Raw genomic sequence first — 24,359 nt, forward strand, 5'->3', positions numbered from 1 at the left:
TTGGACCGGGCAGTACTGATGCTCCCTGGTCCTGGCCACATTGTTGATGTGTCGGTTCAATATAGACTGATTTGTGAACGCTAACAAGACGGTCCGGCCCGATTTTCGAAAATATTTCGGTTCATTGACTTCTGCTTTGTTAGCGTTCACACTTGCTGCAGCACTAGCTCCACCCTGACCCCTACAAACCCGGTAATGAGGCCCATGCCTCCCGGACGGAGGCAACCCCATGCCAGATACGCTGTTCACTTCCAGCTCCGAGCCCACCCAGGACCATTTCGTCATCGGGGTGGACTACGGAACCCTTTCAGGCCGTGCAGTGGTGGTGCGTGTCCGCGACGGCAAGGAGCTGGGCAGCGCCGTCCACGAATATCCGCACGCCGTGGTTACCGATTTCCTGCCCAAAGACGCAGCGGGCGACGACGGCGTGCGGCTTCCGGGGGAATGGGCTCTGCAGGTGCCCAACGACTACCGGGATGTCCTGCGCAAGGCGGTCCCCGCCGCGGTGGCTGATGCTGGGATCGACCCCGCCGCCGTCGTCGGCATTGCCACGGACTTCACCGCCTGCACCATGGTGCCGGTCAAGGCCGACGGGACACCCCTGAACGAGCTCCCCGGCTTCGCCAACCGGCCGCATGCGTACGTGAAGCTCTGGCGCCACCACGCAGCGCAGGGGCAGGCCGACCGGATCAACCGGATCGCCGCTGAGCGGGGTGAGGACTGGCTGCCCCGCTACGGGGGGCTGATCTCCTCGGAATGGGAGTTTGCCAAGGGGCTCCAGCTGCTGGAGGAGGACCCGGCCGCCTACGCCGAAATGGACCACTGGGTGGAGGCGGCGGACTGGATCGTCTGGCAGCTTTGCGGCCGGTATGTCCGCAATGCCTGCACCGCGGGCTACAAGGGCATCTACCAGGACGGGCGGTATCCGTCGGAGGACTTCCTGGCTGCCCTGAACCCGGATTTCAAGGACTTCGTCAGCACGAAGCTGGAGCACACCATCGGACGTCTGGGGGATGCCGCCGGTACCTTGACGGCGGAGGCTGCCGCTTGGACGGGACTGCCGGAGGGCATTGCGGTGGCCGTGGGCAACGTTGACGCGCATGTCACGGCTCCGGCTGCGAAGGCGGTGGAGTCGGGCCAATTGGTGGCGATCATGGGTACCTCCACCTGCCACGTCATGAACGGCAGTGAACTGCGCGAGGTGCCGGGGATGTGCGGTGCCGTGGACGGTGGAATCGTGCCGGGGCTGTGGGGCTACGAGGCCGGGCAGTCCGGGGTTGGGGACATCTTCGGCTGGTTCACCAAGTACGGTGTCCCGCCCGAATACCACCAGGCTGCCAAGGAGGCGGGGCTGGGGATCCACGAGTACCTGACCGAGCTGGCCTCCCGGCAGGCCATCGGGGAGCACGGCCTGATCGCGCTGGACTGGCACTCGGGAAACCGTTCGGTCCTGGTGGACCATGAGCTTTCCGGCATTGTGGTGGGCCAGACGCTGGCCACCAGGCCCGAAGACACCTACCGTGCGCTGCTGGAAGCCACAGCGTTCGGTACCCGCACCATCGTGGACGCGTTCCGCGATGCCGGGGTCCCGGTCAAGGAATTCATCGTGGCCGGCGGCCTGCTCAAGAACCGGCTCCTGATGCAGATCTACGCGGACGCCACCGGCCTGCAGCTGTCCACCATCGGCTCGGAGCAGGGACCGGCCCTGGGCTCGGCCATCCATGCCGCCGTCGCCGCCGGTGCCTATGCGGACATCCGCGAAGCCGCCGCGGCCATGGGCGCCGAACCCGGGGAGGTCTACACGCCGGTCCCGGAAAACGCGGCCGCCTATGACGAACTGTTCCAGGAGTACAAGACCCTGCACGACTACTTCGGCCGCGGCGGTAATGACGTGATGCGCCGGCTCAAGGCAATCCAGCGCAAAGCCGCCCGGGCCCTCCCGCCGGCGGCGGGCTCCCTGTCCGAAACTGCCTTGTCCGAAAATGCCGGCAAAACAACCATGGAGGTGTCCGCGTGACCGCCGGAAGTGCAGCCGAAACCGGAATCCTGCAAACCATTGCCCGGGTCCGGGCGGAAGTGTGTGCGCTGCATGCCGAGCTGACGCGGTACGAACTGGTGGTGTGGACCGCCGGCAACGTTTCGGCCCGCGTTCCGGGCACCGACCTGATGGTGATTAAGCCCTCCGGCGTTTCCTACCAGGACCTGACCCCGGAACAAATGATCGTGACGGACCTGTACGGCACCCCGGTCAGGGGCACCCACGTTGGTGGCGGCGGCACGGTGGACTGGGGCAACCCGGCGTTGTCGCCGTCCTCGGACACTGCTGCGCACGCCTACGTGTACCGGCACATGCCGGAGGTGGGCGGGGTGGTGCACACCCACTCCACGTACGCCACTGCCTGGGCTGCCCGGGGCGAGGCTATCCCATGTGTGCTGACCATGATGGGCGACGAGTTCGGCGGCTCCATCCCGGTGGGCCCTTTCGCGCTGATCGGTGACGACTCGATCGGCCACGGGATCGTGGAAACGCTGAAGAACTCCAAATCCCCGGCGGTCCTGATGCAGAACCATGGCCCGTTCACTATCGGCAAGGATGCACGGTCGGCCGTGAAGGCCGCCGTCATGTGCGAGGAAGTGGCACGGACCGTGCATATCGCCCGGCAGCTGGGTGAGCCGCTGCCCATTGACCAGGGCCACATCGACTCCCTCCACGCCCGCTACCAAAACGTTTACGGCCAATAAAAGGCCCCGAAACTACTAGGAGAATCCATGAGTACCGCAGCAAACACCTCCCTCGACGGCTACGAGGTCTGGTTCCTCACCGGCAGCCAGCATCTCTACGGGGAGGAAGTCCTCAAGCAGGTGGCCGCCCAGTCGCAGGAGATCGCCAACCAGCTCAACGCCTCATCCGCCGTGCCGGTCAGGATTGTGTGGAAGCCGGTCCTCACCGACTCCGATGCCATCCGCCGCACCGCGCTGGAGGCAAACTCGGATGATTCGGTCATCGGCGTCACGGCCTGGATGCACACCTTCAGCCCGGCCAAGATGTGGATCCAGGGCCTGGACCTGCTGCGGAAGCCCCTGCTGCACCTGCACACCCAGGCCAACCGGGACCTGCCCTGGGCGGACATCGACTTCGACTTCATGAACCTGAACCAGGCCGCGCACGGCGACCGCGAGTTCGGATACATCCAGTCCCGCCTGGGCATCGCCCGGAAGACCGTCGTCGGGCACGTCTCCAACCCTGAGGTAGCCCGCCAGGTAGGTTCCTGGCAGCGCGCCGCCGCCGGCTGGGCCGCCGTCCGGACCCTGAAGCTGACCCGCTTCGGCGACAACATGCGCAACGTGGCCGTCACCGAAGGTGACAAGACCGAAGCCGAGCTGCGCTTCGGCGTCGCCGTGAACACCTGGTCCGTCAACGAACTCGCCGACGCCGTCCACGGTGCTGCAGAGTCCGACGTCGACGCCCTGGTGGCTGAGTACGAGGACCTTTACGACGTGGTGCCGGAGCTCCGCGCAGGCGCGGCCCGGCACGATTCGCTGCGGTACGGCGCCCGGATCGAGCTGGGCCTGCGGTCCTTCCTGGAAGGCAACGGCTCCGCCGCGTTCACCACCTCGTTTGAGGACCTGGGTGCCCTCCGCCAGCTTCCCGGACTGGCGGTGCAGCGGCTCATGGCCGCCGGGTACGGGTTCGGCGCGGAGGGCGACTGGAAGACCGCCATCCTGGTCCGGGCCGCCAAGGTGATGGGCGCAGGCCTGCCCGGCGGCGCGTCCCTCATGGAGGACTACACGTACCACCTGGAGCCCGGCGCCGAGAAGATCCTGGGCGCCCACATGCTGGAGGTCTGCCCCTCGCTCACCGCTGCCAAGCCCCGGCTGGAAATCCACCCGCTGGGCATCGGCGGCAAGGAAGACCCCGTCCGGCTGGTGTTCGACGCCGATGCCTCCCCGGGCGTCGTCGTGGCCCTGTCCGACATGCGGGACCGCTTCCGCCTGGTGGCCAACGCCGTCGACGTCGTTCCCTTGGACCAGCCGCTGCCCAACCTGCCCGTGGCCCGTGCCCTCTGGGAACCCAAGCCCGACTTCGCCACGTCCGCGGCCGCCTGGCTCACCGCCGGCGCCGCGCACCACACCGTGCTCTCCACCCAGGTGGGCATGGACGTGTTCGAGGACTTCGCCGAAATCGCCAAAACGGAGCTCCTCACCATCGACGAGGGCACCACCATCCGCCAGTTCAAAAAGGACCTGAACTGGAACGCCGCCTACTACAAACTGGCCGGCGGGATCTGACCCAGTGGCACCGCTGAGGTCCCGGCCCCGCCACCTGCCCCGGACAGGACCTTCGTGACGGACGGCAGGCCACCCCGGCTGCCCCGGCTCGAGGATGTGGCGGAGCTGGCCGGGGTCTCGCACCAGACCGTGTCACGGGTGGTCAACAACCACCCGAACGTCAGCGCCGGGACCCGCGGGAAGGTGGAAGCGGCCATTGCCGTACTCGGCTACCGCCGCAACACTGCCGCCCGAAGCCTGGTCACGAGGCGCTCACAGACCATCGGCGTCCTGGGCAGCGAACTCTCGCAGTACGGGCCTGCCAACACCCTTCTGGGGGTGGAACGCGCGGCACGGGACGCAGGATACTTCGTCAGCGTCGCTGCCCTGCGCGAGGTCTGCCGGGATACGATCCTGGATGCCGTCCGGCACTTCCTGGACCAAGCGGTGGACGGCATCGTGGTGATCGTTCCGCATCTGGAGACGCTCTCCGCGCTGGCGGAACTGCCCATCGGAGTGCCGGTGGTGGCCGTGGGCCCCAACGGAAATGACACAGTAGGTGGCGTTAAGGTGGACCAGCGCCGCGGAGCCGAACTCGCGGTGGAGCATCTCATCGGGCAGGGACACACCCGGATCGGCCACGTCGCGGGGCCGCAGGACTGGATAGACGCCGTGGCCCGCGCCGATGGCTGGCGGGCCGCCCTGGCAGCCGCCGGACTGAAGGCGGACCTGATCGCAGAGGGCGACTGGAGTGCGGGCAGCGGTTACGGGATTGGCCGGCGGCTGGCAGCCAGCCATCGTGCCACTGCCCTCTTCGTCGGCAACGACCAGATGGCCCTGGGGGTCCTGCGGGCTCTGAACGAGGCGGGCATCAGGGTGCCGCAGGACGTTTCCGTGGTGGGCTTCGATGACCAGCCCGAGGCCGGCTATTTCAGCCCGCCGCTGACGGTGGTCCGGCAGGACTTCGAAGAGCTGGGCCGGCGGTGCATGGAGATGATGCTCACGGCACTGGGCGGTGCGGACGGACCGCGGACCCTGGTGGTGGAACCCGAACTCGTCCTGCGCAGCAGTACGGCGCCGCCGGCCTGCGGGAGCGGCCAGGACCGGATTTAGCCAGTACCGGATTTAATCAGGGGGAGACGGCGGCGAAACACGGCCACAACAATGGCTGCATAAGTTTCAGGCATGACACCCGCCTTGTTCGTCCGGCTCCGCGACCGGCTGCTGGAGACCTTTACGTATGACTCCCAATCAAGTGCCGCGGCCGCCATGGCTGACGCCACCCGCTGGGGTTGGCTCCCGGCATTGAGCGGGGTCTCCCTCGGGGCTGGCCACGCCCGCTCGGAGCATGCGGGAACGGTGCCCGAAACCGGCGGGATGTCTGGTTGAGCACACTATTGCGCCGGTAGCCTGATAATGCCCTAAACTGCTTCACTGAGGTGCCTGAAATGGCGCTGCGCAGCAACGAAAGTGAACATGCTATGGCTACCGATTACGATGCTCCACGCAAGCAGGAAGAAGAGTCGCCCGCCGACTCTCTTGAGGCCCTCCAGGCATCGCGGAGCGGCAACGCGCAGACCGCGGTTATCGATGTCGACGAGAACGACACCGCCGAAGGTATCGACCTCCCCGGCGCCGACCTGTCCAACGAGGAACTGACCGTCATTGTGGTTCCCGAGCAGTCTGACGAGTTCACCTGCTCGTCGTGCTTCCTGGTCCGCCACCGGTCGCAGGTGGCCCGTGAAAAGGACGGCATGAAGTTCTGCCGCGACTGCGAAGGCTAAAGTTCCATCCTGGTTTTCCCGGCGCCGGCCACCTCCCCGAGGTGGCCGGCGCTGCTTTGTCTGCCGCCGCCGTCGTTATCAAAATGACCCCTCGTTTCCGCCCGCGAACGCTCCTACGCTGGAAGCATCCAATGGCGCTTATTTTTGGATGGCACAGCAATGAAAAAGTTCTCCGTCTGGCTCGCGGCCGTCCTGTTGGCTGCGGTGCTGGGATTCGTTGTCCAGGGGCCTGCCTCAGCGGCTCCATACTGCGGACTCACGTGGGGTTCGCTGATGAAGGCGGACGGCGCCATGAGCGGCGCGCCCGTAACCGACGTCCGGACCGGGCAGCACTATTGCTTTGACCGGCTGGTGGTTGACCTGGGTGGCACGCCGGCCCCCGGCTACAGCGTCCGGTACGTCCCGCAGGTTATCCAGGACGGCTCGGGGGCAGTAGTGCCCACCCGGGGCGGCGCCCGGCTGCAGGTCGTCGTCAAGGCGCCGGCCTATGACGCTAACGGGCAGTCCACCTACACCCCCGCCGACAAGGCTGAGCTCTCAAACGTTTTGGGTTACCAGACCTTCCGCCAGGTGGTCTGGGCCGGAAGCTTTGAGGGCCAGACCACCATCGGCCTGGGCGTCAGGGCCCGCCTGCCGTTCCGGGTATTCGCCCTGGACGGTCCAGGCTCAGGCTCCCGCCTGGTGGTGGACGTGGCGCACTACTGGTGAGCCCGTCGTCGTTAACCACAAAGGTGCCGTGCCCCTCAGTGGGGCGCGGCACCTTTGCGTCGGGGCTTACTCCGGAACCACCAGCGCGGGCGTGTCCCGCTTGAGGGTTTCCCCGCGGAAGAAGCCTGGGTGCGTGCGGGACACGACCAGCATGACGACGGCGCCCAGGGCCAGGATGCCGATGCCCAGGATGAACACCAGGCCCACACCGAACACCTCGGAACCGCTGCCGAACTCGGGCGCCAGGCTGTCCACGGCGGTCTGGACGAACACCACGAACAGGCCCACGCCGCCCACCACCGGGCACACCAGCCGGAGCACGAAGTGGCGCACGCTGTTGAACAGGCTGTGCCGGAAGTACCAGGTGCACGCCAGGGCGGTGAGGCCGTAGTAGAAGCAGATCATCAGGCCCAGGGCCAGGATGGTGTCATTCAGGACGTTTTCGCTGATCACGTGCATCACTGCGTAGAACCCTGCGGACATCACGCCGGCGGCAATGGTGGCGAAGCCCGGCGTCGAAAACTTCCTGCTGATACGGCTGAACGGTTCCGGCAGGGCACCGTAGTGGGCCATGGCCAGCAGGCTCCGGGACGGCGACATGAACGTGGACTGCAGGGAAGCGGCGGAGCTGGAAAGCACGGCAAGGGACATCAGGATCGCGAAGGGGCCCATGATGGGTGAGGCCAGGGCCGTGAAGATGTTCTCTTGGTTGTCCGCGTTGTTCAGGCCGTTTCCGGTGTCCCCGACGCCTGCGAACATCATGGTGGCGATGCTGACCAAGAGGTAGATGGCCAGGACGATGGCGGCGGTCAGGGTGCCGGCCAGTCCGGCAGTCTTCTGGCCGTTGGCTGTTTCCTCGTTGACGGTGAGGCAGACGTCCCAGCCCCAGTACACGAAGATCGAGAGGGAGATCCCCGCGGCAATCTGGCCGAAGGTCTCGATCTTGGTGACGTCGAACCAGTCCCAGCTGAACGGGATGGCCGTTTCGGACGTGGACCAGTTGGCGAAGGCCATGGCGACGAACAGGCCCAGGACCAGCAGTTGGAAGCCCACCAGGCTGTACTGCACCACCTTCGTGGTGTGCATGCCCCGGTAGCTGACCCAAACAGCAAGCGCCACGAACACGAAGCAGGTAATGACGTTCAACGCTTTATTGTCGGCCAGGCCTGCCAGTTCCGGTGAGCCGGTGAGCTGGGACAGGAAGAGATAGAAGAAGTCGACGGCGACGCCGGCCAGGTTGGACAGCACGATGATGTTGGCGGCAAGCAGGCCCCAGCCGCCCATCCAGCCGATCCAGGGCCCGAAGGCCTTGGTCACCCAGGTGAAGGTGGTGCCGCTGTCCGGGGAGTCGGCGTTGAGCTCCCGGTAGGCGAGCGAAACCAGGATCATGGGGATGAACCCGATCAGGAAAATGACCGGCAGCTGGAGACCGGCTTCATTGACGGTTGGTCCCAGTGCGCTGGTGAGGGTGTAGGCGGGGGCGATGGTGGAAATGCCCAGGACGACGACGGCGAGGAGCCCGAGCTGCCCGCCCTTAAGTCCTTTGGCACTGAAGCCGTCCGCGGCGGGCGCATGCACGTGCGGAGCGGACTTGGAAGTGCTGGTGCGGATTGTCTCTGTCATGGCACCACTTTCTGGAAGGTCGTGAGACGGAGGTCACTATATGAATGGCGTTCATTTAGTATGAGGGCGCCTCGCCAGTGATGCAAGGGGAAATATGAATCCCATTCGTTTAAGACTGGCTTTCGGAATTAGTAAGCTCACTGAGAAATCGTCTTTGGGGCTGCCGCCGCCCCATTCATGGCTGGTAGCGTCTGCCGTACTGGACCAATTGAGGAGGATGCATGAAAGCTTCACCGACACTGACCAACAACCTGCAGGCTGTCCTGGCGGACCTGATCGAGCTCCACGTTCAGGGCAAGCAGGCGCACTGGAACATCGTGGGCACCAACTTCCGGGACCTGCACCTGCAGCTTGACGAGATCGTCGACGCCGCCCGCCAGTTCGCCGACGAGACCGCCGAGCGCATGCGCGCCCTCCACGCGCTCCCCGACGGCCGCAGCTCCACCGTTGCCGAAACCACAAGTCTTGCCCAGTTCCCTGACGGTCTCATCAGCACCGGGGATGCCATCGAGCGTATCGTCGCTGCCATGGAGGCCGCCGTAGGCACCATGCGGAAAGTCCATGACGAAGTCGATGAGGAAGACCCCACGTCCGCGGACCTCCTGCACGAGTTCATCGCCCGGCTGGAGCAGTTCGCCTGGATGGTGCAGGCCGAAAACATGAAGCCCACCGCGAAGGTCACGGCGGCCGACTCCAAGTAGCGCGGGCGGAGGCCCTTCGCCGGGCCTTTCCCGGAGAACGCCCGGCGCCGGGGGATTGCCACCTCGGCGCCGGGCGTCCTCGTGTCCCACCGGCCAACGCCGGTGACGCGCACTTACGTCGCGTGGGGCACTTTGCGAAGTACGACGGCGGCGAGGACTGCCGCCGTCGCCATCAGTGCCAGCCCAATTGCCGCCGTGATGTGTACGCCGGAATCGAATGCGGCGGCTGCGGCAGCCATGACGGCCTGCGACAGGGAAGCGGGCAGGAGATTGGCTGCCTCCACGGCGCCGGCCAGCGTTTCCCCGGCGTTGTGCAGTGCGGCTCCGGGCAACATGCCGTCAAGCCCCGCCGGCAGTCGGAGGTTTTGCTGGTAGGACGCCGTCAGGATGGACCCCAGTACCGCAGTCCCCAGCAGCGATCCCACTTCGTAACCTGTCTCGGAAATCGCCGCCGCAGCGCCCGATTTCTCCGGCGGGGCCGAGCCGAGGATGAGGTCGTTGGAGATGGTTTCCGCCGTGCCTACTCCCAGTGCCAGGACCAGCAGCGCTGCCAGCAGCTGCGAGGGCCCGCCGTCGTGGTTTCCGAAGGCCACCATGCTGTAGCCGATGGCGCTGAAGGCCAGGCCCGCAGCGACAACGTACCCGGGCCGGACCTTGCGCACCAGCGGCACCACCACCAGGCCCGCCGCCACCGTGACCGCCAGGGCCGGGACCATGGCGACGCCCGCCGCGGACGGGCTCAATCCCTCGAGGAGTTGGAGGTGCTGGGCAAGGAAGAGGATGAACCCGTTGAAGGAAAACAGGGCAAGGATGTTGGCGCTGATGGCCATGCTGAATACCCGGTTGCGGAACAGCGACATGTCCAGCAGCGGATGTACCAGGCGGAGCTGCCGCCGCACGAACACGACGCCCACGGCCAGGCCGAACGCAATCGTGCCCAGCCCCGCGGCGCCCGGACCTTCGGTGGCCACTGACTTGATGCCGTAAACCACGGGCACCATGACCAGCATGGAGAGCAGGACGCTCGGGATATCCACCTTGCCCGGCGCGGGGTCCCTGGACTCCGGAATGAAGGCCGGCCCCAGAGCCAGCAGGGGGAGCATGAGTGGCACGGCCACCAGGAAAACGGCGCCCCACCAGAAGTGCTCCACCAGCCAGCCGCCCAGGATTGGCCCCAGGGCGGCGCCGCCGGAGAAGCCGGCAGCCCAGATGGCCACGGCCAACCGCCGGCGGTTCGGCTCCGGAAAGATGTTCCGGATCAGCGACAGGGTGGACGGCATCAGCATGGCGCCGAAGAACCCCAGGGCCGCGCGGCCGCCGATCAGCCACTCCGGCGTGGGGGCAAAGGCTGTGGCGGCGGACAGCCCGGCGAAGCCCATGCTGCCGATAACGAGAAGCCGCCGCCGCCCAATCCGGTCGCCGAGGCTTCCCATTGACACGAGCAGTCCGGCCAGGACCAGCGGATAAGCGTCAATGATCCAGAGCAGCTGCAGGCCGGTCGGTTCCAGGGCGCGGGCAATGGCGGGCAGGGCGAAAGTCAGGGCGGTGTTGTCCACCGCCACCAGCAGCACGGGAAACATCAGAAGTCCCAGTGCAAGCCAATCGTGCCACGGGCGGCTCGTCCGGGTGCTGTTCCCGTGGCTGCGTGTGGGGCTGAAGGTCGTCATTCCATAACTATACCGTCCAGACGGTATAGTTTGAAACCAGCAAGTTCCGTTTTCCCTCTTGGAGGAGGGCATGATGGAAGGCATGCCCCGAAAGCCTGTAGCCCGTGACGCGGTCCTTGATGCCTTCGAGTCCCTGCTGATCGAGGTGGGGGAGCGCGCCGCAACCCTTGACGCCGTAGCCCGGAAGGCCGGGGTGTCCAAAGGTGGCCTGCTCTACCACTTCCCCAACAAGGAAGCCCTCATCGCCGTGCTGCTGGACCGCCTTGAGGACCTGGCCAAGGAGGACGCCGACGCGATGGCTTCGGCCCGCGAAGGCGCCGCGGCCTACTTCATCCGTTCATCTGTCTGGGCGGATACTCCGCTCGACCGGGCCATCGTGGCCGCCACGCGGCTTGCCGAGGTGGCGCATGAAGAGACGCGCCGCCGGTTCGCGGGCATCCAGCAGCGATGGCTGGACGAGATCGCCGCGGACGTGGGGCCGGGCCTGGCCAAGGCCGTCCTGTACATGGGGGACGGTTTGTACTTCAATGCCATGCTGTCCGTGGGCCCCGCGCCGGAAGGGGGAGCAGCCGCGGACGTGGAGGAGCTCCTGGCCGCTTTGGAGCGGCTCCGCAGGTAGCCCGGGCCATTTGCGGGGAAGGGTTGAGGCGTAGGACAATGGAGAGTTGTGGGGGCTGTCACCGGCCGTCACCATCCAACAAATGAATAGCCTTTGATCTGCGGCGGGAGAGTTCTGCCGGAAGTACAGGCAGGCGCCGTAGGAGCAAATCCTCCCCAGGAATCTCGCAGGCCCCTGTACCGCCGCGGCGAGGCACCTCTGGAAAGCAGCAGGCAGCTTCATTTCCTCCCTCTGGGGAGCGGAAGAACTGTTGTGTTCACCGACGGTGCAAGCGGTTCCTGCCCCGGCAGGCACCGCGGAAACTCTCAGGTCCAATACAGAGCGGGGAGGGACCCGAGTAGCTGTGGCGTACCCTGCGCCGCCTGAGTATCTGGAGTTCTCCCGTGACGGTTAGTTCAGCCTCCACCACCTTCGTAGACCGCCATATCGGCGCCCGCCGCCAGGCCGACGTCGACACCATGCTCAAAGCCGTGGGCTACGACACTGTCGACTCCATGGTGGACATGGCCGTTCCCAAGGTCATCCGCCAGGAGACCGCCCTGCGCCTGCAGGACGCGCTCAGCGAGGTTGAAGTCCTCACCGAGCTGAGGAACCTGGCCGCCAAGAACAAGACAGCTGTCCAGTTGATAGGGCAGGGGTACTACGACACCATCACCCCGGCAGTGATCCGCCGCAACATCCTGGAAGCCCCTGCCTGGTACACCGCGTACACGCCGTACCAGCCGGAGATCTCCCAGGGCAGGCTCGAAGCGCTGCTGAACTTCCAGACCATGGTCCAGGACCTGGTGGGCCTGCCCATCGCCAACGCCTCCCTGCTGGATGAAGCCACCGCCGTGGCCGAGGCCGTGCTGCTGATGCGCCGCGCGAACAAGGCCAAGCCTGGTGCAGACGGCAAGACGGTCCTGGACGTCGACGTGCTGCCGCAGACCATCGCCATCGTCAAGGGCCGCGCCGAGGCGCTGGGCTTCGAGGTTGAGGTCGCGGACCTGTCCCAAGGCCTGCCCGAGGGTGCCATCAACGGCATCGTGCTCCAGCAGCCCGGCGCCTCGGGCCGCGTCTGGGACCAGTCCGGAATCGTTGAGGCGGCAAAGGAGCGCGGCGCGCTGGTCACCGTGGCCGCCGACCTCCTGGCCCTGACCCTCATCACCCCTCCGGGTGAGCAGGGCGCGGACATCGCCGTCGGTTCCACCCAGCGCTTCGGCGTCCCGCTGTTCTTCGGCGGTCCGCACGCCGCCTACATGGCCGTCCGCAAGGGCCTGGAGCGTTCGCTGCCCGGCCGCCTGGTGGGAGTGTCCAAGGACGACGTCGGTGTTCCCGCCTACCGCCTGGCGCTGCAGACCCGCGAGCAGCACATCCGCCGCGAAAAGGCCACATCCAACATCTGCACCGCGCAGGCGCTCCTTGCCATCGTGTCCTCCTTCTACGCCGTCTACCACGGCCCCGACGGGCTGAAGGCGATCGCCGAAACTACCCACGGCCACGCCCGTACCCTGGCGGCCTCGCTTGCAGCTGCCGGCGTGGAGGTCCTGCACCAGAGCTTCTTCGACACCCTTTCTGTCCGGATACCCGGACGCGCTGCCGCCGTCATCGCCGAAGCTGAGACGCGCGGCATCAACCTCCGCCCCATTGACGGCGACACTGTGGGCATCTCCCTTGATGAAACCACGACGGCGGCAATCGTCGCCCAGGTTGCCGCCATCTTCGGCGCCTCCGTTGCCGACGGCGCGGGCTTCGAGTTGGAGGCCGCCGTCGGACGTTCCTCCGACTACCTGCAGCACCCGGTGTTCAACACGCACCGATCGGAGACCCAGCTCCTGCGCTACATCAGGAAGCTCTCGGACCGGGACCTGGCCCTGGACCGCACCATGATCCCGTTGGGATCCTGCACCATGAAGCTCAACGCCACCGCCGAGATGGAAGCCATCTCCTGGCCGGAGTTCGCCTCCATCCACCCCTTCGCCCCGGACTCCCAGACCGAAGGCTGGCGTGAACTGATCAGTGGCCTGGAAGCCGACCTGACCGCCATCACCGGGTACGACCAGGTGTCCATCCAGCCCAACGCAGGGTCCCAGGGGGAACTCGCCGGCCTGCTGGCCATCCGCGGCTACCACCACTCCCGCGGCGACCGGCAGCGCAACGTCTGCCTCATCCCGGCGTCGGCCCACGGCACGAACGCCGCCTCCGCCGTCCTGGCGGGGATGAAGGTCGTCGTCGTCGCCACGGCGTCCGACGGCACCATCAACCACGATGACCTGACGGCCAAGATCGAAGCCCACAAGGACGCGCTGTCCTGCATCATGATCACCTACCCGTCCACCCACGGCGTGTACGACGGGGACGTCCGCGAGGTCTGCGACGCCGTGCACGCGGCCGGTGGCCAGGTCTACATTGACGGCGCCAACCTCAACGCACTCGTCGGCCTGGCCCAGCCGGGCAAGTTCGGCGGCGACGTGTCCCACCTGAACCTGCACAAGACCTTCTGCATCCCGCACGGCGGCGGCGGACCCGGTGTGGGACCGGTTGCGGCGAAAGCGCACCTGGCGCCATTCATGCCCGGCGACGCCACCGCATGGACCCCAGGTTCCGGCGCCACCGATGTGCCGATTTCCGCCTCACGGTTTGGATCTGCCGGTGTGCTGCCCATCTCCTGGGCCTACGTGAAGCTCATGGGCGGTGAAGGCCTGACCGAGGCCACCAAGTCCGCCCTGCTGGCCGCCAACTACGTGGCCTCCCGGCTGAACGAATACTTCCCGGTCCTGTACACCGGTGAAGGCGGGCTCGTTGCCCACGAGTGCATCCTCGATCTGCGCGAACTCACTGCCAGGACCGGTGTGACCGCAGAGGACGTGGCCAAGCGCCTCATCGACTTCGGCTTCCACGCCCCCACCCTGTCCTTCCCCGTCGCCGGGACGCTGATGGTGGAGCCCACCGAGTCCGAGGACCTGGCGGAGATGGACCGCTTCATCGATGCCATGATCACCATCCGCAAGGAAATCGACCAGGTGGCCAACGGCGACTTTGCCGTTGCAGACTCACCCCTGCGCCGCGCACCCCACACGGCAGCCGCCGTCGTCAGTTCCGACTGGGACCGCGCCTACCCGCGCGAACAGGCAGCGTTCCCTGCCCACCACAAGCAGGACAAGTACTTCCCGCCGGTGGGCCGGATCGACGGCGCTGCCGGGGACCGGAACCTGATCTGCTCCTGCCCGCCGCTCGACGAGTTCGAAAGCTAAAGGACCGGCCACCGTGACCGAGAAATACACCGCCCTTTACGACGAGCACAAAAAGCTTGGCGCCTCCTTCACCGACTTCGGTGGCTGGCAGATGCCGCTCAAATACAGCTCCGAACTGGCCGAACACCACGCCGTCCGCAACGCCGCCGGGCTGTTCGACCTCTCCCACATGGGCGAAGTCTGGGTCAACGGCCCCGAAGCCGGCGCGTTCCTGGACTACGCCCTGGTAGGAAAGATCTCCGCCATGGCCGTGGGCAAGGCCAAGTACTCGCTGATCTGCAACGAGGACGGCGGGATCATTGATGACCTCATCACGTACCGCCGCCCTGCCGCGGCGGACGGCACGGACGTCTTCCTGGTGGTACCCAACGCCGGCAATGCGAGCGTGGTTGCGGCGGCCCTGCAGGAACGGGCCGCAGGGTTCGACGTGCAGGTGGAGGATGCCTCAGCCCGGACATCGCTGATAGCGGTGCAGGGACCCAAAGCCCAGGAACTCCTGCTGCGCCTGGTCCCGGCCGCGCAGCACTCCTCGGTGACGGACCTGAAGTACTACGCCGCCGTGGAGGTGCCGTTCCTGGTGGGCGGCGCCGGCAAGGAACTCCTGCTCGCGCGCACCGGTTATACGGGCGAGGACGGATTCGAGATCTTCGTGGACAACGCCGACGCCTCCGCGCTGTGGCAGGCACTTATCGCCATCGCCGACGAAGGGGAATTGACCCCCGCCGGCCTCGCCTCCCGTGACTCCCTGCGCCTCGAAGCAGGGATGCCGCTGTACGGAAACGAACTGTCGCTGCAGGACGATCCGTTCGCTGCAGGCCTGGGTGCTGTCGTCGCACTGTCCAAGGAAGGCGACTTTGTTGGCAAAGCTGCGTTGGCCGCCAAAAAGGAAGCCGGCGCCGGCAGCACCTCCGGCCGCCGCCTTGTGGGCCTCAAAGGCAAGGGCCGGCGCGCAGGCCGCGCGCACTACCCCGTGCTCCAGGACGGCGCCACCGTCGGCAAAGTCACGTCCGGCCAGCCCTCACCCACCCTTGGCTACCCCATCGCCATGGCCTACGTCGACGTCGCGCACTCGGCACCCGGCACCGCCCTGGCCATCGATCTTCGCGGCAAGGCAGAGCCGTTCGAAGTCGTCGACCTCCCGTTCTACCGCCGGGCCAAGTAGTCCAGCGTGCTGCTCCGTGGCTGGCCCCGGGACCGGCGGACCGGACATTTTCACGCGTGCTGCTCCTTCGTCGCTTTGACGCACGCTTTCGAAAAGTCCGGCTCCGCCGTCCCCTTGCGGGCACGTCGTTTTTCCGTGGTTGAGCCTGTCGAAACCCCAACAACTGTTTTTAGTTAGGAACCTCTCGCATGGCTGTTGGCGTTTTTGATCTTTTTTCGATTGGTATTGGGCCTTCGTCGTCGCATACTGTGGGGCCGATGCGGGCTGCTGCTGTGTTCGCTGAGGAGCTGACGGCTTCCGGGACGCTGGGTGCTGTGGCGGGGTTGCGGGTGGATTTGTATGGGTCGTTGGCCGCGACGGGGCACGGGCACGGGACGATGACTGCGGTCCTGTTGGGGTTGGAGGGGTTCCATCCGGAACTGATCCTCCCGGAGCAGGTGGAGGAGCGGCTGGCCAGCATCGCGGAGACCGGGACCCTGAACCTGGCAGGTACTGTCCCGCTGCGGTATGGGGTGGGCGATATGGTGCTGCGGCCCTTGACGGTGTTGCCGCGGCACACGAACGGGATGACGTTCACCGTCACCGACGCCGGCGGGAATGTGCTGCACGCGGCGACGTTCTTCTCGGTCGGTGGCGGGTTCATTGTCCGGGAGGGTGAGGAGGACGCGGCGCAGCAGGAACTGGACGCCTCCAAAGAGGTACTGCCGCACCCGTTCCGGACCGCCGCGGAACTGCTGGAGCACTGCGCGGTGACCGGGCTGGGCATCGCGGACGTGATGCTGGTCAACGAGAAAGCCTCCCGGGATGAGCAGGAGATCCGGGCGGGTTTGCTGCAGATCTGGTCCGTGATGGAGAACTGCGTGGCCGCCTCGCTCAAGCGTGAGGGGGTGCTGCCGGGTGGGTTGAAGGTCCGCCGCCGCGCCCCGGACTGGTACGAGCGGCTGCAGAAGGAGTGCGCGGACGGCCGGGACGAGGACCCGGACGCTCCCTGGGACGCTGGCCCGTTCGACCCGAGGTATTGGCAGGAGTGGGTTAACTTGGTGGCGTTGGCGGTGAACGAGGAGAACGCCTCCGGCGGGCGGGTGGTCACCGCCCCCACGAACGGGGCGGCCGGGATCATCCCGGCGGTGCTGTTCTACGCCCTGCACTTCGCCCCGGGCATGGACCAGGCCAGCCAGGCCGACCGGGAGGCCGTGGTGGTCAGGTTCCTCCTCGCCGCCGGGGCCGTGGGGGTGCTGTATAAGGAACAGGCCTCGATTTCCGGGGCCGAGGTGGGCTGCCAGGGCGAAGTCGGGTCGGCGTCCTCGATGGCCGCCGCGGGCCTGGCCGAGGTCATGGGCGGCACCCCCGCGCAGGTGGAGAACGCCGCGGAGATCGCGATGGAACACAACCTGGGCCTGACCTGTGACCCGATCGGCGGCCTGGTCCAGGTCCCCTGCATCGAACGGAACGCGATCGCCGCCGCGAAGGCCATCAACGCCGCGAAAATGGCGCTCTGGGGCGACGGCACCCACCGCGTCTCCCTGGACGAAGTCATCATCACCATGCGCGAAACCGGCAAGGACATGTCCTCCAAATACAAGGAAACCGCCATGGGCGGCCTCGCCGTCAACGTCGTCGAATGCTGACACCCAACTGACCCGGCAGCAGGGCTGGCTGCCGATGCCCGTGGCTTAGTTGTGCAGTGCGGCCCACCAGTTAAGGCTGGCGGCGAACACCAGCCATGAGACGTAGGGCAGCAGGAGCAGTCCTGCCGTCCGGCTGATGGGACCGAAATGCAGCACCGTCACCGTGACGGCAGCAACCAGGGCCACGATGATGGCCAGCCCCAGCCATAGGGCTGCCGTGCCGAAGGCGGGGTAAAGTGCGAAAAACACCGGGGTCCAGGCGAGGTTGAGGGCCAGTTGGATGGCGTAGACCACCATGGCCTGCCGCCTTCCGTCCGTACGTTTACGCCACACCAGCCATGCGGCGAGGGCCATAGCTGCGTAGAGAACGGTCCAGACCGGTCCGAACACGCCGTTGGGCGGGGACCAGGGCGCCTTGTCCGCAGCGGCGTACCATCCGGTGACGTTGGCCGCCGAGGCCAGCCCGCCCAGCGCGGCCACCAGCAGGGACGCCGCCAGGAAAGCGGCAAGCGCTCCCGCCTGGACCGCGGCACTGTACGGCTGGCTGCCGCTTCCCGTGGGAGCGGCGCCCTGTTCCCCATCCGGCCTCATACCCCAACCCTTGTTGAACGTCCTGGGCTCCGTCAAGGCGGCGCTTACAACCGGGCGATGCCGGCGCGGGCGTGCTGGAGAAAAGCCGGGAGCGCATGAGGCTTTAGACTTGAGGCTGCATGTCCGCACACATCCAGAAGTACCGAAACCGCGCACAAACCCGATTGGACACGGCCCCCTTGCGAGAATTCACCGCACGTTTTGCCACAGCCGAGGAAATTGAGAACTGGGACAAGCACGTCACGGCCAACCCGAACGGCGGCAACATGCTGCAGTCAGCAGCCTACGCATCGGTCAAGAACGGAAAAGGCTGGAAAGTCCGGTTCCTGGTGCTGGAGAGCGGGGGAAACGCCAGCTACAACCTCGTGCTGGAGCGAAATTTTCCCGTCCTGGGGCGGCTTTGGTACCTCATCAAGGGCCCTGACCTGGCGGATGCAGCAGACCTGGAACCCGCCCTCGAAGCGTGTGCGCAGTTCGTCCGCAGCAGGAAGCTGAATGTCTTCACCATCAAGGTGGAACCGGACATCATCGACTCCGACGAGGCGCGGCGGGACGTCGCTGCCGCCGGCCTGGTCAAAGCCCCGAACATCCAGTCCAACGATTCCACCGCCCTGCTGGATATCTCCGGCACCGAAGAGGAAGTCTTCAAGGCCATCTCCTCGCGGGCCAGGAACGCGATCCGGCGCGCAGAGCGTGAGGGCTGCCAGGTGGTCCGGCAGGAGCAGGGGCCGGAGACGTACCGTGCCCTGTACGACCTGATGGCCAACACCGTCAACGCAAAGGGTTCAATGCCGCTGCGCAGCTACGACTACTACGAGCGGTTCTGGGACGAGTTCTGCAACCGTGGCCAGGGCAACTTCTTCTTCGCCTACGAAGACGGAAAGCCCAGCGTGGGTGCCTTCGTCATCAACTACGGTGCAAAGGCCACGTACAAGGACGGCGGTTCCACCCAGAACCGCAAGCAGTACGGGGACTCGCACCTGGTGCAATGGGCGGCCATCCGGCGGATGCAGGAACTTGGCTGCACGGAGTACGACTTCTGCGGCACCCCGCCTGCTGCGCGCATCAAGGACAAGACCCACAACCTCTACGGAATGGGCATGTTCAAGACCAGCTTCACCAAGACGGTCACCGACTTCGTGGGCTGCCACGACTCCGTCCTGTCCCCGCTCCGGCACCGGCTCTGGGTCAAGGGCGGGGAAAAGGTGTTCCGCCGGATCGAAACCGCCCGCACCCGGCAGCAGTTCTACTGACCTGCTCCAGCCACGGCCACGGCCAGTAACGCCTAAGCGCCCCCGCCGGCCTGCACGCAACCGTGCTGCCCGCACCGAAAACCGTCCGCCCAGCGCGAGCCCACAGGCCGCGACGAGTCCAGAAGAAGGTCACCCCTTGAATCCAGTTTCCGCCGCTACCGGGCTTGAGTACGCCAACCTCAGCGACGCCGAATTTGAGGCCTTCGCCCTGAAGCACCCGCAGAACAGTTTCCTGCAATCCATCGACTTTGCCCGCTTCCAGCGTGCCAGGGGCCAGCAGGTGGAACTCTTCGGCGTCCGGCGCGACGGCGAACTCGTGGCCGCAGGAAAGCTTAACTACACCACCACCCGGCTGGGATACACCGTCTGCGAATGCGCCAAAGGCCCGCTCATGGACTACACGGACCGTGAACTGGTGGGTGCCGTCGTCGAGGTTCTCCGGAAGCACGCTGCGGGCCGTAAAGCGGCTGAACTGCGGATCTCGCCGAACCTCAGGTACATCGCACGGGACGCCGACGGGGCCGAGCACCCGGAGACCGAGGACAACAGGCCGCTGGTGGCGGACCTGGAACGGCTCGGATTCCAGCACCAGGGCCTGGACATGAACTTCGTCAACGTCAACTGGATGTTCATCAAGAACCTGGTGGGAATCCAGGATGCCGAAGAACTGATCATGGGCACCAGCTACCGGACGCGGAAAGCCATCCGCAAGGCCGAGAAGAACGGTGTCTTCCTTGAACAGGCCACCCTGGAAACGCTGGATGATTTCTACGGGGCACTGAGCCGGGCCGGCGACGAAAAGGGGTTCGTGTACCGCGAACGCGCCTACTACGAGAACCTGCTCCGCACCACCTCTGCCGAATTCACCAAGCTGATGATGGCCAAGATCGACATCCCTGCCTACCGCAAATCCATCACCGAACGCATGGCCGAGGAGTCAGCCACCGCAGCCGAACTCCGCCGCGAGGTCGAGGAGACCGGCAGCAAGAAGAAAGCCAACCGGCTCAAGGTGGTCCAGGACCTCGTGGACAGCTACGAGCGGAGCCTGAAGGACATCGAGCGGTTCCCCGACTCCGTGGGAACTGCAACCGTGGCAGCTATCCACTTTGTCTGCTACGGCGATGAGGTGGTGTGCGTCATCGGCGGAACCGTCCAGGACTACATCTACTTCAACGGCGCAACCTCGCTCTACTGGGGAATGATGCTGCATGCCCTGGAGAAGGGCTACCCGCGGTACAACTTCTACGGCACGTTCGGCATCTCGGGACAGGACGAGGAAGGCCACGGCGGCTACGAATTCAAGAAGGGCTTCGGCGGGGAGGTAGTCCAGCTGGTGGGAGACTTTGTCCTGCCGGTGCGGCCCGCCGTCTTCCACGCCAACAGGCTCGCCAGGTCCGCTGCTGCGGCCGCCCGCACGCTCCTGGGCAAGCTGCCGCTGAAGCGCGCATCCTGACCGCCCAATAACCGCGCACAGGGAGGAACCGGGCATGACCGACCGGCCCGAACGGCCAGGGTCCAGGCCGAAGACTGATGGCCTGCCCAAGACTGAACCGCTGACGCCTGCGCAGCTTCGCCAGGACGCTGCCGCCAAGAGGATGCTGCGCCGCTTGGTGCAGGGCGAGAACCCGCCCACGGCTCCGCTGAGCATCGTGGACCGGCTGGCCGGCAGCCCGTATGCCAACCCCACCATCCAGGTGGGCGGCGTGGACACGTCCGCCCGTAAAACCCTGGACTTTGCCCTGCATCTGGCTGAGACCATGTTCCGCTACGGTGCAGGCGCCCTGGAGGTGGAGACCAGCATCATTGCCGTCACTGCCGCGTTGGGACTGAAGAACATTGAAGTGGACATCACCAACCAGTCCGTGGGCATCAACTATGCACCGAAGGACCAGACGCCGATTTCGCTCCTGCGCGTGGTGCGCTCCTGGACCAACAACTATGCAGGCCTGGCGAAGGTGCACCAGCTCGTGACGGACATCGTGGCCGGCGGCGTAGGCCGCGATGAAGCAATCCGCAGGCTCAACGAGGCCATCACCAGCCCCAAACCATACCCGCGCTGGATGGTGACGGCGGCGTTCGGTGTCTTCGCGGCGGTGTTCGTCGGGGTGTTGGGCGGCGGTGTCGCGTCGTCGGCGATTGCCTTCGTGGCCAATATCGGGATCAGCCTGCTTGCCCGGCAGCTGGGACGGTGGCGGGTACCGGACTTCTTCATCACCGCCAGCTGTTCTTTCGTGGTCACCATCCTGGCGCTGCTGCTCTGGCAGTGGGGGCTCACCGCGTCGCCGTCCATCGTGGTGGTGGGCGGCATCCTGCTGCTCCTGCCCACCGGGCGCCTGGTGTCCTCCGTGCAGGATGCCATCAACGGCTTCCCCGTGACGGCGGCGGGGAGGTTCCTGTCCACGCTGCTGACCTTCGGCGCGATCGTGGCAGGAATCGCTGTCGCCTTCGTGGTGGGGGAACTGACCGGGCTGCAGCGCATCGACGTCACGCAGACCTTCCCGCCCGCGTACGATCTGTGGGTCCTCATTATCTTCGTAGCCGCCGCGGTGATGGCCATCGGCATCACGGAACAGACCACCTGGAGGCTCCTGCTGCCCACCGCAGCCGTTGGCGTGGCAGGCTACCTGGTGTTGCTCGGCTGTGGCCGGATGGCAATCGGGGACCGTTTTGCACCTGCCGTAGCCGCCGTTGTCATTGGCCTGCTGGCACGGGTGGTGGCCTTGCGGATGGGTGCGCCGCAGCTGGTGGTGGCAGTCCCCGCCGCACTGATCCTGCTGCCGGGCCTCACGATTTTCCGGTCCATGTATGTGCTCACCGTGGAGGAAGCCGACGTCCTGGCGGGCGCCGGAGGGATGCTCAGCGCCGGCGCCATCGTCCTGGGTACGGCCGCCGGGATTGTCCTGGGAGACGTGCTGGCCCGCCCCCTGACCCGCAGCCTGGCGAGCAACGAGCGGCGCCGGGCCCGGCGCCGCTAGAGTACTGCGCCTGGCGAGGGCTAGAGCTGGCCCACCGGGAGTTTCTTTTCGGCCTGGAACACGTCCTCCACCCGGCCCTGCGCCCAGTACCCGGAGAGGGAAACCTGCCGCCGCTCCAGCCCGCGCTGCTTGAACAGGACTTCGCGCAGCGCTTTCATGTAGCCGCGTTCGCCGTGCGCAAAGACGTCCACGGTGCCGCTGGGCCACTCCGCGTCCGCCACTGCGTTGACCAGCAGCTCGCTGGAACCCGCTGGAGCTCCGTTGCGGGGCAGCCAAGTGATGTGCAGCCCTGCGGGAGCGGAAATGGGCTGGATGTCGGCCTCGGAATTGACCTCCAGGAAGGCCAGCCCGGTGGCCCCTGCCGGCAGTGCCTCGATGCAGGCGGCGATGGCGGGCAGGGCCGCTTCGTCACCGGCAAAGAGGTACCAGTCCGCTTCGGGATTGGGGTTGTAGGCGCCGCCGGGGCCGGTGAACGTGAGCGTCTCGCCGGGCTGGGCGTTGGCCGCCCACGGACCCGCCAGTCCTTCGTCGCCGTGGACCACGAAGTCGATGGCCAGCTCCCGGGCCTCCGGATCCACCCAGCGCAGCGTGTAGGTGCGGGTGAAGGGCCACTGCTCGCGCGGCATGGTCTCCCGGACGGTCCACAGGTCCAACGGGGAGGGGTACTCGACCCCGGCTTGTGGAAAGACGATTTTCACGTAGCGGTCCACGAACCCGTTGTTGACGAAATCGCCGAAGCCCTCTCCGCCGGCCACGATCCGGACCATGTGCGGGGACAGCTGTTCCTTCCGCAGCACGGTGAGGTTGACCTGCGGACGGCTCTTCTTGGTTGCGCTGGTGGCGGCGGGGACAGTGCTCATAAGGCAAGCGTAGCTAGGGCGACGGCGGGAGCTCCCAGGTTACGTCCAGCGCACCTTGTTCCCGGAGCAGCTGGTTCACGCGGCTGAACGGCCTGGAGCCGAAGAACCCGCGGGACGCGGACAGCGGACTGGGGTGCGGGCTGGTGACAGCGGGGGCGCCGGCCAGGAGCGGCCGGACGCCCTCAGCCTCCTTGCCCCACAACACGGCCACCAGCGGCATCCTGGACCCGTCCGGGGACTTGCGGGCAGCCAGTGCGGTGACTGCCGCCGTCGTAATTTCCTCCCAGCCCTTGCCGCGGTGCGAACCGGCCGCGCCGGCCCGCACGGTGAGCACCCGGTTCAGGAGCAGCACGCCCTGCTCCGTCCATGCCGTCAGGTCGCCATGGACGCGCGGGGGGATGCCCAGGTCCGATTCCAGTTCCCGGTAGATGTTCACCAGGCTGCGGGGGAGGGGGCGGGTGTGGGCATCGACGGAAAACGACAGGCCGACGGCGTGTCCCGGCGTGGGGTAGGGGTCCTGCCCCACGATGAGGACCTTCACGTCGGCGAGGGGCTGGCGGAAGGCGCGCAGGACGTTCGACGGCGGCGGCAGGATTTGGTGCCCGGCCGCTTCCTCACCTGCGAGGAAGGCCAGCACCTTCCGGAGTTGGGCTTCCACGCCCCGCAGTGCTTCGGCCCAGTCGGAAGCCATCAGCTCTTCCAGCGGCAGTTCCGCCAGGTCAGCGAAGCGGAAGGTGTCCACAGGGTCCTGCTGCAGCTCGAAGAGGGCGTCCGGCTCAAACATCGTTCCATTGTTGCAGTCTCTCAACCGAGGCTGGCACGGGTGCCCGGCGGCTGCTTGGAACCAGCCCGAATGACACCCGTGTGATTCGGCGGCTAGCATAGGGGTGAGACATTTACCGTAACCAGCGAAGGAGTGCGCCGTGGCGGAACCGGCCCGGGAACACCTGCCGGAGCAGGATCCACGGAAGTCCCTCCTGGCGGATTTCGTCCTTCGGGAATCCTCCCTTTCGGAGCGCGAACAGCAGATGCTGGCCCTGGAACGGCAGTGGTGGAAGTACGCAGGAGCCAAGGAACAGGCCATCCGAGACCTGTTTGACCTCTCTGCAACCCACTACTACCAGCTCCTGAACGTATTGATCGACCGCGAGGATGCCCTTGCCCACGATCCCATGCTGGTCAAGAGATTGCGTAGACTACGTACGTCGCGCCACCGTGCACGTACTGCCCGGCGCCTGGGATCCGACGCTTAAGACGCCCCAGGCCGGGACAACAGCCGCAATCAA

Annotated in this window: 21 protein-coding genes and 1 riboswitch; of the genes, 16 read left to right on the forward strand and 5 right to left on the reverse strand. The window is 66.3% G+C overall.

The annotated features are described in order from the left end of the window. The first annotated feature begins 229 nt into the window (after nt 1–229). From araB to J7I84_RS05835, 7 genes are all read left to right on the forward strand, one after another. A complete protein-coding gene (gene araB, locus J7I84_RS05805; RefSeq protein ID WP_214941894.1) occupies nt 230–2,017 on the forward strand; it encodes a ribulokinase in 1,788 nt (595 codons plus the stop codon). After that, nucleotides 2,014–2,742, forward strand: a complete 729-nt coding sequence (locus J7I84_RS05810; RefSeq protein WP_311381074.1) for an L-ribulose-5-phosphate 4-epimerase — start codon at nt 2,014–2,016, stop codon at nt 2,740–2,742. Before araB ends, J7I84_RS05810 begins: the two co-directional genes overlap by 4 nt. Nucleotides 2,743–2,769: 27 nt before the next feature. Then, the gene (gene araA / locus J7I84_RS05815; RefSeq protein WP_214941897.1) at nt 2,770–4,290 is read left to right on the forward strand and encodes an L-arabinose isomerase; all 1,521 of its coding nucleotides are present in this window, start codon (nt 2,770–2,772) and stop codon (nt 4,288–4,290) included. 54 nt (nt 4,291–4,344) lie between these two features. Continuing rightward, nucleotides 4,345–5,382: a LacI family DNA-binding transcriptional regulator gene (locus tag J7I84_RS05820; protein WP_214941900.1), complete on the forward strand. Its 1,038-nt coding sequence runs from the start codon at nt 4,345–4,347 to the stop codon at nt 5,380–5,382. Between the two features lie 72 nt (nt 5,383–5,454). After that, entirely contained in the window at nt 5,455–5,658 is a 204-nt protein-coding gene (locus J7I84_RS05825; RefSeq protein ID WP_214941903.1) for a hypothetical protein, read from the forward strand. Between the two features lie 92 nt (nt 5,659–5,750). After that, nucleotides 5,751–6,053 carry a DUF4193 domain-containing protein gene (locus J7I84_RS05830; protein ID WP_214941906.1) on the forward strand — a complete coding sequence of 101 codons (303 nt, stop codon included), beginning with the start codon at nt 5,751–5,753 and terminating at the stop codon, nt 6,051–6,053. A 159-nt stretch (nt 6,054–6,212) separates the two neighbouring features. Continuing rightward, complete coding sequence (locus J7I84_RS05835; RefSeq protein ID WP_214941909.1) at nt 6,213–6,761, forward strand: hypothetical protein; 549 nt, start codon at nt 6,213–6,215, stop codon at nt 6,759–6,761. Between the two features lie 66 nt (nt 6,762–6,827). On the opposite strand, the gene J7I84_RS05840 is transcribed toward J7I84_RS05835, so the two are convergent. Further along, nucleotides 6,828–8,384 (reverse strand): APC family permease, encoded by a 1,557-nt coding sequence (locus tag J7I84_RS05840; protein ID WP_214941912.1) that lies wholly within the window; start codon nt 8,382–8,384, stop codon nt 6,828–6,830. A gap of 221 nt (nt 8,385–8,605) precedes the next feature. On the opposite strand from J7I84_RS05840, the gene J7I84_RS05845 reads away from it, so the two are divergent. Beyond that, complete coding sequence (locus J7I84_RS05845) at nt 8,606–9,085, forward strand: Dps family protein (protein WP_214941915.1); 480 nt, start codon at nt 8,606–8,608, stop codon at nt 9,083–9,085. Between the two features lie 113 nt (nt 9,086–9,198). Here J7I84_RS05845 and J7I84_RS05850 read toward each other — a convergent pair whose 3' ends face one another. Continuing rightward, a complete protein-coding gene (locus tag J7I84_RS05850) occupies nt 9,199–10,752 on the reverse strand; it encodes an MFS transporter (RefSeq protein WP_214941918.1) in 1,554 nt (517 codons plus the stop codon). Between the two features lie 82 nt (nt 10,753–10,834). On the opposite strand from J7I84_RS05850, the gene J7I84_RS05855 reads away from it, so the two are divergent. The 4 genes from J7I84_RS05855 (at nt 10,835) to J7I84_RS05870 (ending at nt 17,394) form a co-directional block, all read left to right on the forward strand. Continuing rightward, the gene (locus J7I84_RS05855) at nt 10,835–11,371 is read left to right on the forward strand and encodes a TetR/AcrR family transcriptional regulator (protein ID WP_214941921.1); all 537 of its coding nucleotides are present in this window, start codon (nt 10,835–10,837) and stop codon (nt 11,369–11,371) included. A 94-nt stretch (nt 11,372–11,465) separates the two neighbouring features. Beyond that, nucleotides 11,466–11,563, forward strand: a riboswitch (glycine riboswitch). 191 nt (nt 11,564–11,754) lie between these two features. Next, complete coding sequence (gcvP, locus tag J7I84_RS05860) at nt 11,755–14,604, forward strand: aminomethyl-transferring glycine dehydrogenase (protein ID WP_214941924.1); 2,850 nt, start codon at nt 11,755–11,757, stop codon at nt 14,602–14,604. A 13-nt stretch (nt 14,605–14,617) separates the two neighbouring features. Continuing rightward, complete coding sequence (gene gcvT, locus J7I84_RS05865) at nt 14,618–15,766, forward strand: glycine cleavage system aminomethyltransferase GcvT (protein ID WP_214941927.1); 1,149 nt, start codon at nt 14,618–14,620, stop codon at nt 15,764–15,766. Between the two features lie 188 nt (nt 15,767–15,954). Continuing rightward, nucleotides 15,955–17,394 (forward strand): L-serine ammonia-lyase, encoded by a 1,440-nt coding sequence (locus J7I84_RS05870; protein ID WP_214941930.1) that lies wholly within the window; start codon nt 15,955–15,957, stop codon nt 17,392–17,394. Between the two features lie 45 nt (nt 17,395–17,439). On the opposite strand, the gene J7I84_RS05875 is transcribed toward J7I84_RS05870, so the two are convergent. After that, nucleotides 17,440–17,985 carry a TspO/MBR family protein gene (locus tag J7I84_RS05875; RefSeq protein ID WP_214941933.1) on the reverse strand — a complete coding sequence of 182 codons (546 nt, stop codon included), beginning with the start codon at nt 17,983–17,985 and terminating at the stop codon, nt 17,440–17,442. A 119-nt stretch (nt 17,986–18,104) separates the two neighbouring features. Here J7I84_RS05875 and J7I84_RS05880 point away from each other — a divergent pair, with 119 nt between their 5' ends. The 3 genes from J7I84_RS05880 (at nt 18,105) to J7I84_RS05890 (ending at nt 22,213) form a co-directional block, all read left to right on the forward strand. Then, nucleotides 18,105–19,238 (forward strand): peptidoglycan bridge formation glycyltransferase FemA/FemB family protein, encoded by a 1,134-nt coding sequence (locus tag J7I84_RS05880; RefSeq protein WP_214941936.1) that lies wholly within the window; start codon nt 18,105–18,107, stop codon nt 19,236–19,238. Nucleotides 19,239–19,374: 136 nt separating this feature from the next. Continuing rightward, nucleotides 19,375–20,691, forward strand: a complete 1,317-nt coding sequence (locus J7I84_RS05885; protein ID WP_214941939.1) for a peptidoglycan bridge formation glycyltransferase FemA/FemB family protein — start codon at nt 19,375–19,377, stop codon at nt 20,689–20,691. A gap of 34 nt (nt 20,692–20,725) precedes the next feature. Then, the gene (locus tag J7I84_RS05890) at nt 20,726–22,213 is read left to right on the forward strand and encodes a threonine/serine exporter ThrE family protein (RefSeq protein ID WP_214941942.1); all 1,488 of its coding nucleotides are present in this window, start codon (nt 20,726–20,728) and stop codon (nt 22,211–22,213) included. 20 nt (nt 22,214–22,233) lie between these two features. Here the strand turns inward: J7I84_RS05890 and J7I84_RS05895 are convergent, their stop codons facing one another. Together J7I84_RS05895 and J7I84_RS05900 are read right to left on the reverse strand one after the other, a co-directional pair. Continuing rightward, nucleotides 22,234–23,073, reverse strand: coding sequence for a siderophore-interacting protein (locus J7I84_RS05895; RefSeq protein WP_214941945.1), 840 nt, complete (start codon nt 23,071–23,073; stop codon nt 22,234–22,236). Between the two features lie 13 nt (nt 23,074–23,086). Beyond that, entirely contained in the window at nt 23,087–23,857 is a 771-nt protein-coding gene (locus J7I84_RS05900; RefSeq protein ID WP_214941948.1) for a uracil-DNA glycosylase, read from the reverse strand. Nucleotides 23,858–23,996: 139 nt separating this feature from the next. Between J7I84_RS05900 and J7I84_RS05905 the strand changes: the two genes are divergently transcribed. After that, nucleotides 23,997–24,326 carry a DUF3263 domain-containing protein gene (locus tag J7I84_RS05905; protein WP_214941951.1) on the forward strand — a complete coding sequence of 110 codons (330 nt, stop codon included), beginning with the start codon at nt 23,997–23,999 and terminating at the stop codon, nt 24,324–24,326. Nucleotides 24,327–24,359 lie beyond the last annotated feature (33 nt).

Origin of the sequence: Arthrobacter sp. ISL-85, from assembly GCF_018613675.1 — a bacterium.
Lineage (GTDB): Bacteria > Actinomycetota > Actinomycetes > Actinomycetales > Micrococcaceae > Arthrobacter.

Bases quoted from the DNA above. Each gene is read 5' to 3' on its own strand.
- araB (WP_214941894.1), top strand. From the start codon at position 230: ATGCCAGATACGCTGTTCACTTCCAGCTCCGAGCCCACCCAGGACCAT.
- araA (WP_214941897.1), top strand. From the start codon at position 2,770: ATGAGTACCGCAGCAAACACCTCCCTCGACGGCTACGAGGTCTGGTTC.
- J7I84_RS05825 (WP_214941903.1), top strand. From the start codon at position 5,455: ATGACACCCGCCTTGTTCGTCCGGCTCCGCGACCGGCTGCTGGAGACC.
- J7I84_RS05830 (WP_214941906.1), top strand. From the start codon at position 5,751: ATGGCTACCGATTACGATGCTCCACGCAAGCAGGAAGAAGAGTCGCCC.
- J7I84_RS05835 (WP_214941909.1), top strand. From the start codon at position 6,213: ATGAAAAAGTTCTCCGTCTGGCTCGCGGCCGTCCTGTTGGCTGCGGTG.
- J7I84_RS05840 (WP_214941912.1), bottom strand. From the start codon at position 8,384: ATGACAGAGACAATCCGCACCAGCACTTCCAAGTCCGCTCCGCACGTG.
- J7I84_RS05845 (WP_214941915.1), top strand. From the start codon at position 8,606: ATGAAAGCTTCACCGACACTGACCAACAACCTGCAGGCTGTCCTGGCG.
- J7I84_RS05850 (WP_214941918.1), bottom strand. From the start codon at position 10,752: ATGACGACCTTCAGCCCCACACGCAGCCACGGGAACAGCACCCGGACG.
- J7I84_RS05855 (WP_214941921.1), top strand. From the start codon at position 10,835: ATGCCCCGAAAGCCTGTAGCCCGTGACGCGGTCCTTGATGCCTTCGAG.
- J7I84_RS05870 (WP_214941930.1), top strand. From the start codon at position 15,955: ATGGCTGTTGGCGTTTTTGATCTTTTTTCGATTGGTATTGGGCCTTCG.
- J7I84_RS05875 (WP_214941933.1), bottom strand. From the start codon at position 17,985: ATGAGGCCGGATGGGGAACAGGGCGCCGCTCCCACGGGAAGCGGCAGC.
- J7I84_RS05880 (WP_214941936.1), top strand. From the start codon at position 18,105: ATGTCCGCACACATCCAGAAGTACCGAAACCGCGCACAAACCCGATTG.
- J7I84_RS05890 (WP_214941942.1), top strand. From the start codon at position 20,726: ATGACCGACCGGCCCGAACGGCCAGGGTCCAGGCCGAAGACTGATGGC.
- J7I84_RS05895 (WP_214941945.1), bottom strand. From the start codon at position 23,073: ATGAGCACTGTCCCCGCCGCCACCAGCGCAACCAAGAAGAGCCGTCCG.
- J7I84_RS05900 (WP_214941948.1), bottom strand. From the start codon at position 23,857: ATGTTTGAGCCGGACGCCCTCTTCGAGCTGCAGCAGGACCCTGTGGAC.